This window comes from Methylobacterium sp. Leaf106, from assembly GCF_001422895.1.
In the GTDB taxonomy this organism is placed as follows: domain Bacteria; phylum Pseudomonadota; class Alphaproteobacteria; order Rhizobiales; family Beijerinckiaceae; genus Methylobacterium; species Methylobacterium bullatum.
Genome location: NZ_LMNB01000036.1, coordinates 158,894 through 171,633, shown reverse-complemented (window position 1 = coordinate 171,633; position 12,740 = coordinate 158,894). Strand labels below are relative to the sequence as shown.

Annotated in this window: 13 protein-coding genes; 11 read left to right on the top strand and 2 right to left on the bottom strand. The window is 70.4% G+C overall.

The genetic code is table 11. The annotated features are described in order from the left end of the window. The gene (locus ASF34_RS21670) at positions 1 to 699 is read right to left on the bottom strand and encodes a DJ-1/PfpI family protein (RefSeq protein ID WP_056149672.1); all 699 of its coding nucleotides are present in this window, start codon (positions 697 to 699) and stop codon (positions 1 to 3) included. Between the two features lie 83 nt (positions 700 to 782). On the opposite strand from ASF34_RS21670, the gene ASF34_RS21665 reads away from it, so the two are divergent. The 5 genes from ASF34_RS21665 (at position 783) to ASF34_RS21645 (ending at position 5,410) form a co-directional block, all read left to right on the top strand. Next, complete coding sequence (locus ASF34_RS21665; RefSeq protein WP_056164640.1) at positions 783 to 1,811, top strand: GlxA family transcriptional regulator; 1,029 nt, start codon at positions 783 to 785, stop codon at positions 1,809 to 1,811. 145 nt (positions 1,812 to 1,956) lie between these two features. Then, a complete protein-coding gene (locus tag ASF34_RS21660) occupies positions 1,957 to 3,681 on the top strand; it encodes an ArnT family glycosyltransferase (RefSeq protein WP_056164511.1) in 1,725 nt (574 codons plus the stop codon). After that, positions 3,678 to 4,445: a glycosyltransferase family 2 protein gene (locus ASF34_RS21655; protein WP_056164509.1), complete on the top strand. Its 768-nt coding sequence runs from the start codon at positions 3,678 to 3,680 to the stop codon at positions 4,443 to 4,445. Before ASF34_RS21660 ends, ASF34_RS21655 begins: the two co-directional genes overlap by 4 nt. 4 nt (positions 4,446 to 4,449) lie before the next feature. Continuing rightward, complete coding sequence (locus ASF34_RS21650) at positions 4,450 to 4,791, top strand: lipid-A-disaccharide synthase N-terminal domain-containing protein (protein WP_018043682.1); 342 nt, start codon at positions 4,450 to 4,452, stop codon at positions 4,789 to 4,791. Continuing rightward, a complete protein-coding gene (locus ASF34_RS21645) occupies positions 4,778 to 5,410 on the top strand; it encodes a pyridoxamine 5'-phosphate oxidase family protein (RefSeq protein ID WP_018043681.1) in 633 nt (210 codons plus the stop codon). Before ASF34_RS21650 ends, ASF34_RS21645 begins: the two co-directional genes overlap by 14 nt. A gap of 34 nt (positions 5,411 to 5,444) precedes the next feature. Here the strand turns inward: ASF34_RS21645 and metC are convergent, their stop codons facing one another. Continuing rightward, the gene (metC, locus tag ASF34_RS21640) at positions 5,445 to 6,635 is read right to left on the bottom strand and encodes a cystathionine beta-lyase (RefSeq protein WP_018043680.1); all 1,191 of its coding nucleotides are present in this window, start codon (positions 6,633 to 6,635) and stop codon (positions 5,445 to 5,447) included. A 288-nt stretch (positions 6,636 to 6,923) separates the two neighbouring features. Here metC and ASF34_RS21635 point away from each other — a divergent pair, with 288 nt between their 5' ends. The 6 genes from ASF34_RS21635 (at position 6,924) to rarD (ending at position 12,737) form a co-directional block, all read left to right on the top strand. Continuing rightward, positions 6,924 to 7,919 carry an amino acid ABC transporter substrate-binding protein gene (locus ASF34_RS21635; protein ID WP_244479070.1) on the top strand — a complete coding sequence of 332 codons (996 nt, stop codon included), beginning with the start codon at positions 6,924 to 6,926 and terminating at the stop codon, positions 7,917 to 7,919. Between the two features lie 177 nt (positions 7,920 to 8,096). Then, positions 8,097 to 9,257 carry an amino acid ABC transporter permease gene (locus tag ASF34_RS21630; protein ID WP_056164504.1) on the top strand — a complete coding sequence of 387 codons (1,161 nt, stop codon included), beginning with the start codon at positions 8,097 to 8,099 and terminating at the stop codon, positions 9,255 to 9,257. 2 nt (positions 9,258 to 9,259) lie between these two features. Further along, complete coding sequence (locus tag ASF34_RS21625) at positions 9,260 to 10,393, top strand: amino acid ABC transporter permease (RefSeq protein WP_056164501.1); 1,134 nt, start codon at positions 9,260 to 9,262, stop codon at positions 10,391 to 10,393. Beyond that, entirely contained in the window at positions 10,390 to 11,151 is a 762-nt protein-coding gene (locus tag ASF34_RS21620) for an amino acid ABC transporter ATP-binding protein (protein WP_056164498.1), read from the top strand. The genes ASF34_RS21625 and ASF34_RS21620 overlap by 4 nt, the downstream gene beginning before the upstream one ends. A 134-nt stretch (positions 11,152 to 11,285) precedes the next feature. Then, positions 11,286 to 11,693 (top strand): hypothetical protein, encoded by a 408-nt coding sequence (locus ASF34_RS21615; RefSeq protein WP_156465802.1) that lies wholly within the window; start codon positions 11,286 to 11,288, stop codon positions 11,691 to 11,693. Positions 11,694 to 11,831: 138 nt separating this feature from the next. Beyond that, positions 11,832 to 12,737, top strand: a complete 906-nt coding sequence (rarD, locus tag ASF34_RS21610) for an EamA family transporter RarD (RefSeq protein WP_056164493.1) — start codon at positions 11,832 to 11,834, stop codon at positions 12,735 to 12,737. The last annotated feature ends 3 nt before the right edge of the window (positions 12,738 to 12,740 follow it).

The following is a 12,740-nucleotide window of genomic DNA, read 5'->3' as shown; positions in this document are numbered from 1 at the left end:
TCAGAACCGCCCATTCCGGGTGATCTCCGCGATGATCTTTTCGCGGGCCGCGCGCGAGGCGGCGAATCGCGCGCGGGCCGCCGCCACCACTTCGGGCGAGGCCGTGCCGGGATGGCCCGCCGAGAAGGGCGGGGCCGGCGCGTATTCGAGGGCCAGCTGGATCGTCTCGGCTTCCGTCCGGCCCGCGAGCTCGGCCACCGCCGCGAGGGCGAAATCGAGACCGGCCGTGACGCCGCCTCCGGTGATGATCCGTCCGTCGCGCACGATCCGCTCGTCGACCGGGATCGCCCCGAACGCGGCCAGCAGGTCGAGGGCGCCCCAATGGGTCGTCGCGCGCTTCCCCCGCAGCAGGCCCGCCGCCCCGAGGATGAGGGCGCCGGTGCAGACCGAGGTGACGAGGATCGGCCGCTCGGCCTGGGCGCGCACGAAATCGAGCACGGGCGCGTGCGTCATCAGGGCGTTCACGCCGATCCCGCCCGGAATGCACAGGAGGTCGAGGGGCGGGCAGGCGGTAAGATCCGTCGTGGGCGTCAGCGGCAATCCGGTGGCGCTGACGATGGTGGCGCGGTCGAGGCCGACGAGATGGACGCGCGCCCCCGGCAGCGAGGCGAAGACCTCGTAGGGCGCGGTGAGGTCGAGCTGCTGCACGCCCTCGAAGGTCAGGAGGCCGATCTCGAAGCGGATCTCGGTCTGGGACATGGCAAGGGTCTCCGGGAGGGGGCGGCAACGGAAAGTCCGCGACTGGACAGGTCCGACGATACCGGCGCACGTTGCCGGCCGACATGACCAAAAACCCTCCTATCCTGCCAAACCGCCCGCTTCTGGAGCCGCCCCTAGCCGGGGCGATCATCACCGTGGCGATCCTGGCCTATCCCGGGGTGCAACTCCTCGATGTGGCCGGTCCGCTCCAGGTCTTTGCCACCGCCAACGACCTTTTCGTCGATGCCGGCCGGCCATCCCCTTATCGCGTCAGCGTCGTCGCCGAGCGCGCCGGCTCCGTCGCCACCTCGTCGGGCCTCGCGCTGACGGCCGAGGGGCTGGTCCCGGATACCGGCTCCATCGACACGCTGATCGTCGCCGGCGGGCGAGGGGTTCAGGCCCAGCTCGACAATGCCGACCTTCGGAGCTGGCTGCGCGCGCGGGCCGCCCGGTCGCACCGCGTCGCCTCGGTCTGCACCGGCGCCTTCCTCCTCGGAGCGGCGGGCCTCCTCGACGGCCGCCGGGTGGTGACCCACTGGACCCGCTGCGACGCCCTCCGGGCCCTCTATCCGGCGGCGAGGGTCGAGGCCGACCCGATCTTCATCCGCGACGGCGCGCTCTGGACCTCGGCCGGGGTCACTGCCGGCATCGATCTCGCCCTGGCCTTGGTGGAGGCCGATCTCGGGCGGGAGACGTCCCTGGCCGTGGCGCGGCACCTCGTCGTGTTCCTCAAGCGCCCCGGCGGGCAGGCCCAGTTCAGCGCCGCCCTTTCGCTCCAGGGCGGCGACGACCGGTTCGGCCGCCTCCATGCCTGGATCGGCGAGAACCTCGCCGCCGATCTGACGATCCCCGCTTTGGCCGACCGGGCCGGGATGAGCCCGCGCAGCTTTGCCCGGCATTACCGCGCCGCGACGGGCCGCAGCCCGGCCGAGGCGATGGAGGGCATCCGTTTCGAGGCCGCCCGCCGGCTGCTGGAGGAGACCGACCTGCCGCTGAAGCGCATCGCCGAACGCTGTGGCTTTGGCGCGGAGGAGACCCTGCGCCGGGTCTTCCTGCGCCGGATCGCGACGACGCCCGGCGAGTACCGCCGTCGTTTCGCTGCTTTTGCGTGATCCTGGCAGCCCTCCTCCGATGCGGGCGAATTTGACTTTCCCGGCCGCATCATCGACACCGCCGCCCGTCGCGGCATCGACCGATCGTCAAGGGCTGCCCGTCGGCCCGGAGCCGCCCCATGTCCGCCCCACTGCGTCCCGTCTCATGAGAACCGCCGATGCCGGACATGCCGTCCCGCCCGGCGCCGAAGCGGGTTTCCTCGACAGGCTGATCGAGGCGGCCTCGGCGAGCCATGCCCGCGCCTGCGCCCTGCTCCTGGCCCTCTGCCTCGTCTGCTTCCTGCCGGGCTTCGTCTCGCTCCAGCCGATGGACCGCGACGAGCCGCGCTTCGCCCAGGCCTCGAAGCAGATGATCGAGACCGGCGATATCGTCGACATCCGATTCCAGGGCGAGGCGCGCCACAAGAAGCCGGTGGGGATCTACTGGGTGCAGGCCTCCGTGGTGAAGGGGGCCGAGTCCCTGGGGCTCGACCACGCCCGCACCACCATCGCGCTCTACCGCGTGCCCTCGCTGATCGGCGCGCTGCTGGCGAGCCTGTTCACCTACTGGGCGGCCCTCGCCTTCCTGCCGCGCCGGGGCGCGCTCGTCGCCGCCGCCCTGTTCTCCGCCTGCATCATGATCTCGGCGGAGGCGCGCCTCGCCAAGACGGACGCCCTCCTCACCGCCTGCTCGGTCGTCGCGATGGGCGCGCTGGCGCGGGTCTGGCTCGGCCGGATCACGCCCGGACGGATGCGGGGCCGGCCCGATCTCACGACCGTGCTGGTGTTCTGGCTGGCCATGGCGATCGGCATCCTGATCAAGGGGCCGATGGTGCCGCTCTTCGTCGGGCTCGCCGCGCTCGCGCTGTCGCTGAAGGAGCGGTCCGGCCGCTGGCTCATGGACCTGCGTCCCGGCCTCGGCCTAGGGCTGACCCTGGCCATCGTCGCCCCCTGGTTCGTCGCCATCGCGTGGAAGAGCGGCGGCGCGTTCTTCGGCGAGGCGGTGGGGCACGACATGCTGGGCAAGGTCGGCGGTGCCGCCGAGAAGCACGGCGCGCCGCCCGGCACCTACCTGGCGGTGTTCTTCGCCACCTTCTGGCCGGGGGCCGCCTTCGCGGCGCTGAGCGCGCCCTTCGCCTTCGCCAACCGGCGCGACGATGCGATCGCGTTCCTCCTCGCCTGGATCGTGCCCGCCTGGATCCTGTTCGAGGCCGTGCCGACCAAGCTGCCGCATTACGTCCTGCCGCTGATGCCGGCCGTGGCGATCCTCACCCTCCTGGCCGTTGCGCGCGGGGCCCTCGATCCGGGCCGGCGGGGAGCCAGGGCCGTGGCCGCCCTGGTGGTGCTGATCCCGGTCGGCCTGACCCTCGGCCTCGTCGGGGTGGCCTGGACCTTCGACCACGTGATCCCCGTCGCCGGGCTGCCGCTGCTGCTGGCCTCCTGCGCCGCCGCGATCCTCGCTGTCGTCCTGTTCGCCCGCCGCCTGCCCGAACGGGCGCTGGCCTGCGCCATCCTGGCCTCGGCCCTGCTCTCGCCGGCGGTGTTCGGGCTGACCCAGCCGGTGCTCGCGGCGCTGAAGGTCTCGCCGCGCCTTGCCGCCCTCCGCGACGGGCTGCCCTGCGCCGCGCCGAAGGTCGCCAGTCTCGGCTACCGCGAGCCGAGCCTCGTCTTCCTCATCGGGACCGATCTCGCCATGACGAACACCGGTGCCGAGGCGGCGGAGTTCCTGGCTCAGGGCGGCTGCCGCCTCGTCTTCGTCACCGAGCCGTTCCTGGACGAGTTCCGGCGGGCGGAAACAGGCGTTAAGGCTGCGCCGGTCGGCCGGGTCTCCGGCTTCAACATTAACAGCGGCCGGCGGATCGACCTCTCGGCCTATGCGGTGACCCCGTGACCCAAACCGACACAGCCCCCTCCATCCGCCTGTCCATCGTCGTCCCGGTGAAGAACGAGGCCGGCAATGTCGAGAGCCTCGTCACCGAGATCGAGCGCGCCTGTTCGGGCCTCGGCCCGTTCGAGGTGATCTATGTCGATGACGGCTCCACCGACGCCACCGGGGCGATCCTTGGCGATCTGCGCCGCAGCCGGCCCTGGCTGCGCGTGGTCCGCCATGCCCGCAGCGGCGGGCAGTCGGCGGCGATCCGCTCGGGCGTCGCCGTGGCGCGGGGCGCCCTCATTGCCACCCTCGATGGGGACGGCCAGAACGATCCGGCCTTCATCCCCGCCCTGGTGGCGGCCCTGGAGGAGGGCGGTCGGGGCACCGGCCTGGCCCAGGGCCAGCGGGTCGGCCGCAAGGACGGGCGCCTGAAGACCCTGCAATCGCGCATCGCCAACGGCGTGCGCGGCCGCATCCTCAAGGACGACACCCGCGATACCGGCTGCGGCATGAAGGTGTTCCGGCGCGAGGTCTACCGGGCGCTGCCCTATTTCGATGCGCTGCACCGCTTCATGCCGGCCCTCGTCGCCCGCGAGGGCTACCGCGTGGTCCATGCCGACGTGATCGACCGGCCGCGTTTCACCGGGCGCTCCAATTACGGCCTGTTCGACCGGCTCTGGGTCGGCCTCCTCGATCTCGCGGGGGTGTGGTGGCTGATCCGCCGCAAGCGGCCCTCGCCCGAGGCGGTGGAGGTCGCGCTCGTCACGGACAGGGAGGCCTGAACCCATGCTGATGCAGCTTTCGGAAGACCTGAGCGGCTACGCCTATGACATCTTCGTCACCAAGTTCGACGGCTGGCTCGTCTTCGGCATCCTGGCCCAGGTGGTGTTCGGTGCCCGCTTCATCCTGCAATGGTTGGCGAGCGAGAAGGCCGGCCGCAGCGTCATGCCGCTCTCGTTCTGGTTCCTCTCCATCGCGGGCGGGCTGATGACCCTGGTCTACGGGCTGGTGCGGCGCGAGCCGGTCATCATCTTCGGGCAGGCTCTCTCGACGGGCATTTATCTCCGCAACGTCGCGCTGATCCTGAAGGAAAAGCGTCGGAAGCCCGGGGCGGATGCCGTTCCGTGACGTCCTCGGTATGACTCTCCCGACGATTCCGCTGCCGGATTTCTTCGACGATCTCGACGCCAGCCTGGCCCATCTCTGGCGGCTTCTGGAGGACGGGCCGAGGCTGCGCCGCAACGCGTTCCACATGCCGGCCCTCGCCACGGTGGATGCCGACGGCTGCCCGCAGGTCCGCACCATCGTCCTGCGCGAGGCCGAGCGGCGGACCGGGATCCTGCGCTTCCATTGCGACCGCCGGTCCCGCAAGGCCGCCGAGATCGCCGCCTCCGGCCGGGCCGCGCTGCACGGCTACGATTCGGCGAGCAAGGTCCAGATCCGGGTCTCGGGCCCGGCCACGCTCCATACCGACGATGCCCTGGCGGATGCCGCCTGGGACGGATCGATGACGATGAGCCGGGTCTGCTACGGCGTGGCGCCGGGACCCGGAACCCAACTCGCCTCGGGCGAGGGCTATTCCCTGCCGGAGACCGACGCGGCCATCGCCGCCGGCCGGCCGAATTTCTGCGCGGTTCAGGTGAGTGCCACCCGGCTCGAATTCCTGTTCCTCGACCGGCGGGGACACCGGCGCGCCGCCTGGAAGCGGGACGGCGACGGCTGGGCGGGGACCTGGCTGGCGCCGTGAAAGACCCTTCTCCCCACAAGGAGGAGGGAGGGGCTCATCCCATCGCGGCGCGCAGCCGTGCGAACCCCGCATCGAGATCGGCCTGCAAATCCGAAATCTCCTCGAGGCCGATATGGAAGCGCAAGCCCGGTCCGCCCGGCTCCCAGCGCGTGGCGGTGCGGTAGGTGCGGCAATCGAACGGGATGACGAGGCTCTCGAAGCCACCCCAGGAAAAGCCCATCCCGAACAATTCGAGCCCGTCGAGCATCGCCGCCACGGCGTTCGCCGGAGCCGGTTTGAGGACCACTCCGAACAGGCCGGACGACCCGGAGAAGTCCCGCTTCCAGATGGCGTGGCCGGGATCCTCCGGCAGGGCCGGATGCAGCACCCGCAGCACTTCCGGCCGCGCCTGCAGCCAGCGCGCCATGGCGAGGCCCTGGCGCTCGTGCTCGCGCAGGCGCAGGTTCATGGTGCGCAGGCCGCGCAGGGCCAGGAACGCATCCTCCGGCCCGGCGCACATGGCGAAATGCTCGAAGGTGCGGTGGAGCGCCGGCCAGTATCGCTCGTTGGCCGAGGTGAGGCCGAGGAGCAGGTCCGAGCCGCCGCTGAGATATTTGGTCCCCGCCTCCACGGCGATGTCGACGCCCCGCTCATGCGGCGGGAAGAACAGCGGCGTCGCCCAGGTATTGTCCATGATGACGGCGGCGCCGTGCGCATGGGCGACCTCCGCGATGGCCGGCACGTCCTGCATCTCGAAGCTCTGCGAGCCCGGCGCCTCCACCAGCACCGCTTTCGTATTCGCGCGCATCAGCTCGCCGATGCCGGCGCCGACGAGGGGATCGTAATAGGTCACCTCCACGCCGAAGCGCTTCAGCACCCCGTCGCAGAAGATGCGGGTGGGGCGGTAGGCGCTGTCGGTGACGAGGAGATGGTCGCCCGCGCTCACCACGCTCATCAGGGCGACCGTGAGGGCGGCCAGGCCCGAGGGCGTCAGCACCGTGCCCGCCGCCCCCGCGAGCTCGCTCCAGGCCTGGGTGAGCGAATCCATCGTCGGCGAGCCGCTGGTGCCGTAATCGTAGCGCCCGCGCCGGTGCTGCAGGTCGTCATAGGTCGGGAACAGCACCGTCGAGCCGCGATAGATCGGCGTGTTGACGAAGCCATGCTGCGCGGAGGGGTCGCGCCCCGCATGGACGAGGCGGGTGGCCGGGCCGAAACGGGCGGGATCGCGGGGAGGGGTGTTCGACATGGAAACCGGTATGGGGGGAGGGCGGTTGCGCCGCAACCTCAGCCCGGCCTGTGCGATGGCGTCAAGCGGAAGCCCTTGACCGGGCCTGCCGATCCTTTGCAATGCGCGGGCATGATCAACGGTCTCCCGGCATCGTCGACGCCTCATCCGACCCGTTCACCTCATCCTGAGGTGACGCCGCGCAGCGGCGGCCTCGAAGGAGGCCTCCAGATCGCGCGATGCTGGCTGGAGGCCTCCTTCGAGGCCGCTTCGCAGCACCTCAGGATGAGGTTTTGGGTGGGAGGGATCATGCTGTTCTGCCTCACTCCTGCCCTCGCCCAGAACGGTCCTACCCAAGGCACCCTCGCCCAGGTCAAGGCGCGGGGGCATCTCGTCTGCGGCGTCAGCGGCGGGGTGGCGGGGTTCAGCATTCCGGACAGCCAGGGCCAGTGGCGCGGGCTCGACGTGGATTTCTGCCGGGCGCTGGCGGCGGCGATCTTCGACGATCCGGCCAAGGTGCGGTTCATCCCGCAATCCTCGGCCGCGCGCTTCACCGCCCTGCAATCGGGCGAGATCGATGTCCTGTCGCGCAACACCACCTGGACCCTGTCGCGCGACACCGCCGCCATGAACTTTCCCGTCATCACCTTCTATGACGGGCAGGGGTTCCTGGTGCGAAAGTCCCTGAACATCACGTCGGTGAAACAGCTCGACCGGGCGACGATCTGCCTGCAGCAGGGCACCACCACCGAGCTCAACCTCGCCGATTGGTTCCGCACGCGGGGGCTGACCTACAAGGTCGTCACCTTCGCCAATAGCGAGCAGACGCTGGGTGCCTACGAATCCGGCCGCTGCGATGCCTATTCCACCGACAAGTCCTCCCTCTACGGCGAGCGCCTGAAGACGGCGCATCCGGACGAGCACGTCATCCTCGACGAGGCGATCTCGAAGGAGCCGTTCGCCCCCGGCGTGCGCCAGGGCGACGACCAGTGGCGCGATCTCGTCGCCTGGACCCATTACGCCATGATCGACGCCGAGGAGGCGGGCATCACGCAGGCCAATGTCGAGGAGATGCGCCGATCGGCGCTGAGCCCCGACGCAAAGCGCATCCTCGGCCTCGAGGGCAAATACGGCGAGGGCCTCGGCCTCACCACCGACTGGGCCTACCGGATCGTCCGCCATGTGGGCAATTACGGCGATTCCTTCGAGCGCAATGTCGGTGCGCAGACACCGTTGAAGATCCCGCGCGGCCTGAATGCCCTCTGGAACCAGGGCGGTCTGCAATACGGGCCTCCGATCCGGTGAGGGGCGTGTGGGAGCAAGACCCTCCCCCCTTCGCGGGGGAGGGTGCCCGCGGAGCGGGCGGGAGAGGGGCTGGCACAGGTCTTTCCGGAGAGGGCGCTCCCCTCACCCGACCTTCGCTGACGCGAAGGCCACCCTCTCCCGCAGAGGGGAGAGGGGCCGCGTGCGGAGGATGCCGTCATGGCTGAATCCCGAAAGACCTCCCTGCGTGCCCTCGCGCTCCAGATCGTCCTGGCGCTCGCCGTCGCCGGCCTCGTCTACGTCGCCGCCGGCAACGCCGCGCAGAAACTCGCCAAACAGGGCATCGTCGCCGGGTTCGGCTTCCTGTCGCGCAATGCCGGGTTCGACATCAGCCAGCGGCTGATCCCCTACGCGGCGGCGACCTCGACCTATCTCGATGCGTTCTTCGTCGGGCTCTGCAACACGCTGCTGGCCGCGGCGCTGGGCATCGTGCTCGCCACGCTGATCGGCTTCGTGGTGGGCATCGCCCGGTTGTCGCCGAACCTCCTCGCGCGGGGGCTGGCCTCCGCTTATGTGGAGGCGGTCCGCAACGTGCCGCTGCTGCTGCAGCTCCTCGTCTGGTACGTGGCCGTGCGAGTGGCCCTGCCCTCGGCCGAGGCTCCCGCGAGCCTGGGGGGCGCCTTCGTCTCGCAGCGCGGCCTCGTCCTGCCGCGCCCGGATTTTTCAGGTTTCGCCTGGCTGGTGCCGGTGGCCTTCCTCGCCGGCATCCTCGCGATCGTGATGCTGAGACGGTGGGCGGGCATCGCGGTCGAGACCGGCCGACCGCCGGTCCGGGTCTGGCTGCCGGGGCTCGCCCTCACGATCCTCCTGCCGGGTCTCGCCTGGATCGGATTGGCGCTCGCCGGCCATCCGGTCGCGGTCGATTGGCCGGCGCGCGGACCCTACGATGTCGAGGGCGGGTTGCCGATCCTGCCGGAATTCGCCGCCCTGGTTCTCGGGCTCTCCACCTATACCGCCGCCTTCATCGCCGAGATCGTGCGGGCGGGCCTTTCCAGCGTGGCGCGGGGGCAGGGGGAGGCGGCCTCCGCCCTGGGGTTGAGCCGGGGCCAGAGCTTGCGTCTCGTGGTGGTTCCGCAGGCGATGCGGGCGATCGTGCCGCCGCTCACCAGCCAGTATCTCAACGTCACCAAGAACTCGTCGCTGGCGGTGCTGATCGGCTATCCCGACCTCGTCCACGTCTTCATGGGCACCGTGCTCAACCAGACCAACCAGGCGGTGGAGGTGGTGGCGATCACCATGGCGGTCTACCTCACGCTCAGCCTCGCCACGGCCTTCCTGATGAACCTCTACAATCGCCGCGTGACCATGGTGGAGCGCTGAGGATGCAGGGATTCGTCCGCGCCGATCTCGTCGCCTCGCGCCCGCCCCCCGCCACGGTCGGCGGACCGCTCGGCTGGCTGCGCCGGAACCTGTTCTCGAGCCCGGCCAACGGGCTCACCACCCTGCTGATCCTGGGATTGCTCTCCTGGCTGCTGCCCATCGCGATCCGCTTCCTCGTCATCGATGCGGTCTGGACCGGGGCGTCGGGGGATGCCTGCCGGCCGGAGGTGGCGGGGCGGCCGGTGGGGGCCTGCTGGGCCTTCATCGCCGACAAGATCAACTACCTCGCCTATGGCTCCTACCCCGCGCCGGAGCGCTGGCGCCCGAACCTCGCCGTCGCGCTGCTCGCCCTCGCCGCGGGATGGATGCTCTGGCTCGGGGCGCCCCGGCGTGATCTCGGCGCGCTCTTCGCCTTCCTGGTGTTCCCGGTCGTCGCCTACCTGCTCCTCTCGGGCGCGCCGTCGCTCGGCCTCCCCTCGGTGGCGACGGGCCTGTGGGGCGGCTTCCTCGTCACCGTGGTGGTGGCCACGGTGGGCATCGTCGTCTCCCTGCCGCTCGGCATCCTGCTGGCGCTGGGGCGGCGCTCGACCCTGCCGGTGGTGCGCGTGCTCTCCACCGCCTTCATCGAGTTCTGGCGCGGGGTGCCGCTGATCACGGTGCTGTTCATGGCCAACGTGATGCTGCCGCTGTTCCTGCCCGGCGACATCACCGTGGACCGCCTGCTGCGGCCGCTGGTCGGCATCGCCCTCTTCGCCTCCGCCTACATGGCCGAGGTGGTGCGCGGCGGGCTGCAGACCGTGCCGAAGGGGCAGGCCGAAGCGGCGGCGGCGCTCGGCCTCGGCTGGGGCCAGGCGCTGCGCCTCGTCATCCTGCCCCAGGCGCTGAAGGTGGCGCTGCCCGGCATCGTCAACACGATGATCGGCCTGTTCAAGGACACCACCCTGGTCTCCATCGTCGGCATCAGCGATTTCATCCGCGTGCTGGAAGCCTCCCGCGCCGATCCGCGCTGGTCGGCCGCCACCATCCCGGCCACCGCCTACATCTTCGCCGCCCTCGTCTATTTCGCCGTCTGCTTCGGCATGGCGCGCTATGCCGGGTTCATCGAGCGCCGCCTCGCGGCGGGAGAGAGACGATGACGAGTGAATCCTTGACGACACCGCAGACTTCCCCCGCCGTCGCGCTCTCCGGCGTCAACAAGTGGTTCGGCGCCCATCACGTCCTGCGCGACGTCGACCTCACGGTGGCGAAGGCGGAGAAGATCGTGATCTGCGGTCCCTCGGGCTCGGGCAAATCGACCCTGATCCGCTGCGTCAACGGGCTCGAGGCTCACCAGCAGGGCACGATCCGGGTGGACGGGACCGAACTCACCGGGGCGCAGGCCAGCGTGGACGCCGTGCGCCGCGAGGTCGGCATGGTGTTCCAGCACTTCAACCTGTTCGCCCATCTCACCGTACTGGAGAATTGCACCCTCGCCCCCATCCACGTGAAGCGAATGGGCCGGGCGGCGGCCGAGGCGCTGGCGATGGAGTATCTTGAGCGCGTCCGCATCCCGCAACTGGCGGGGAAGTTTCCCGGCCAGCTCTCGGGCGGGCAGCAGCAGCGGGTGGCGATCGCCCGCGCTTTGTGCATGAGCCCGAAGGTGATGCTGTTCGACGAGCCGACCTCGGCGCTGGACCCGGAAATGGTCAAGGAGGTGCTCGACACCATGGCCGAGCTGGCGCGCGGCGGAATGACCATGCTCTGCGTCACCCACGAGATGGGTTTCGCCCGCGAGGTCGCCGACCGCGTGGTCTTCATGGACGAGGGCCAGGTCATCGAGGTGGCGCCGCCGGCCGAGTTCTTCGACAGACCGCGCCATGCCCGCACCCAGGCCTTCCTCAGCCAGATCCTGTGACCGCCGCCCGACCGCGACGGGAGGAAGGGTCAGAAAATGGCACGGTCGGGCCGGACGGCGATGCTCGGGTTCGTTAACGGCCTTGGTTTAAAAGCGGTATTCAAGGTGTTGAGTATTTGTAGAAAGCGTATCGCGTGCGTATTTTGCGCTTCCTCGTCGTCGGCAGCGTCTTCGGCCTGAGCGTCCTGGCGATCGGCTTCGTCAGTGCCGACCGGCTGGCCCATCTCCCCGCCCCGTCGCCGCCACAGATGGTGCGGGCCCCCGTTCCCAGCGAACCGCAGGATACCGGCTCGATCCCGTCGCCGTCCTTGCCCCTCGGCGGCACGGACAGCGTCTCCACCACCGGCCCCGCCGCACCCCGCCCGACGGGAGCCAGGCCCACCGGATCGAAGCCTTCCCCATCCTCCGCCGCCAAACCCGCGGTGACGAAGACGGCCTCGCTCAAGCCCGCGCCGGCCAAGCCGAAGGCCACGGACGGGTTCGACACCGAGCGCCTGAACGCCCTCCTGCGCGGCGACCCGATCACCCCGCCGCGCCGCTGATCGGCCTCCCCCCTTCCCCGGACGGGGAGGGCGAAGCGGCCCCTCGACGCATCGCTTCCCCCCGTCCCGCGCCCGCGCTCCGCTTCGGATCTTGGTGTAAACCCCGTCCCATCCCCGAAGCGGGACGGGAGGAACGTCGTGGGGCTGATCTACGCGCTCGGAGCCTACCTGAGCTGGGGCATCGTCGTACCGGTGCATTTCCGGCTGCTCGATTCCGTGCCGGCCGGCAGCATCCTCGCCCATCGCATCGTCTGGTCGAGCGTGCTCGTGGTCGGCCTGCTGGCGATCCTGCGCCGGCGGGTGCGCAACCCGTTTCCCCTGAGGCGCCGCCACCTTCTCCTCGTCGTCTCGGCTGGGCTCATCGCGATCAACTGGCTGCTCTACCTCGTGGCGGTCCAGTCCGGGCACATGCTCGATGCGAGTCTGGGCTATTTCATCAATCCGCTGATGAGCGTGGCGCTCGGCGCCCTCGTTCTCGGCGAGCGGCTGCGGCCGGTCCAGGCCGTGGCGGTGGGGCTCGCCGCCGCCGGCGTGATCCTGGCGGTGGTCCTGGCCGGGCACCTGCCCTGGCTGTCTCTGACGCTCGCCGCGAGTTTTTCGCTCTACGGGCTGGTGCGCAAGGTGGTGGGCGTCGACGCCATGGTGGGCTTTGCCGCCGAGACTTTCCTGCTCCTGCCCGCCGCCGGCCTCTATCTCGTCCTCGCTGCACCCGCCGTGGTGAACGGCGATCCCGTCCGCCTCGGCCTCCTGCTCCTCACCGGCGCCACCACCGCCCTGCCGCTGATCTGGTTCGCCGCCGCCGCCCAGCGCCTCACCCTCTCCACCCTGGGGCTGATGCAATACCTCGCCCCTTCCTGCCTGCTGGGCCTCAGCGTCCTCGTTTACGGCGAACGCCTGGAGCCGCATCGACTGGTCCTGTTCGTCCTGATCTGGCTGGCGCTGGCGCTCTATGCCGCCGATTCCTTCCGTGCGGCGCGGCGGGCGAAGGAACCGCCCGAGCCCGCCGCCGCTGGCCCCGACCGCCCGGGCATGCGATCGTTCTGAGCG

What these genes read in the sequence shown, in the direction of transcription:
- ASF34_RS21670 (WP_056149672.1), bottom strand. Translation starts at nt 699, where the DNA reads ATGTCCCAGACCGAGATCCGCTTCGAGATCGGCCTCCTGACCTTCGAG.
- ASF34_RS21665 (WP_056164640.1), top strand. Translation starts at nt 783, where the DNA reads ATGACCAAAAACCCTCCTATCCTGCCAAACCGCCCGCTTCTGGAGCCG.
- ASF34_RS21660 (WP_056164511.1), top strand. Translation starts at nt 1,957, where the DNA reads ATGAGAACCGCCGATGCCGGACATGCCGTCCCGCCCGGCGCCGAAGCG.
- ASF34_RS21650 (WP_018043682.1), top strand. Translation starts at nt 4,450, where the DNA reads ATGCTGATGCAGCTTTCGGAAGACCTGAGCGGCTACGCCTATGACATC.
- ASF34_RS21645 (WP_018043681.1), top strand. Translation starts at nt 4,778, where the DNA reads ATGCCGTTCCGTGACGTCCTCGGTATGACTCTCCCGACGATTCCGCTG.
- metC (WP_018043680.1), bottom strand. Translation starts at nt 6,635, where the DNA reads ATGTCGAACACCCCTCCCCGCGATCCCGCCCGTTTCGGCCCGGCCACC.
- ASF34_RS21635 (WP_244479070.1), top strand. Translation starts at nt 6,924, where the DNA reads ATGCTGTTCTGCCTCACTCCTGCCCTCGCCCAGAACGGTCCTACCCAA.
- ASF34_RS21630 (WP_056164504.1), top strand. Translation starts at nt 8,097, where the DNA reads ATGGCTGAATCCCGAAAGACCTCCCTGCGTGCCCTCGCGCTCCAGATC.
- ASF34_RS21625 (WP_056164501.1), top strand. Translation starts at nt 9,260, where the DNA reads ATGCAGGGATTCGTCCGCGCCGATCTCGTCGCCTCGCGCCCGCCCCCC.
- ASF34_RS21620 (WP_056164498.1), top strand. Translation starts at nt 10,390, where the DNA reads ATGACGAGTGAATCCTTGACGACACCGCAGACTTCCCCCGCCGTCGCG.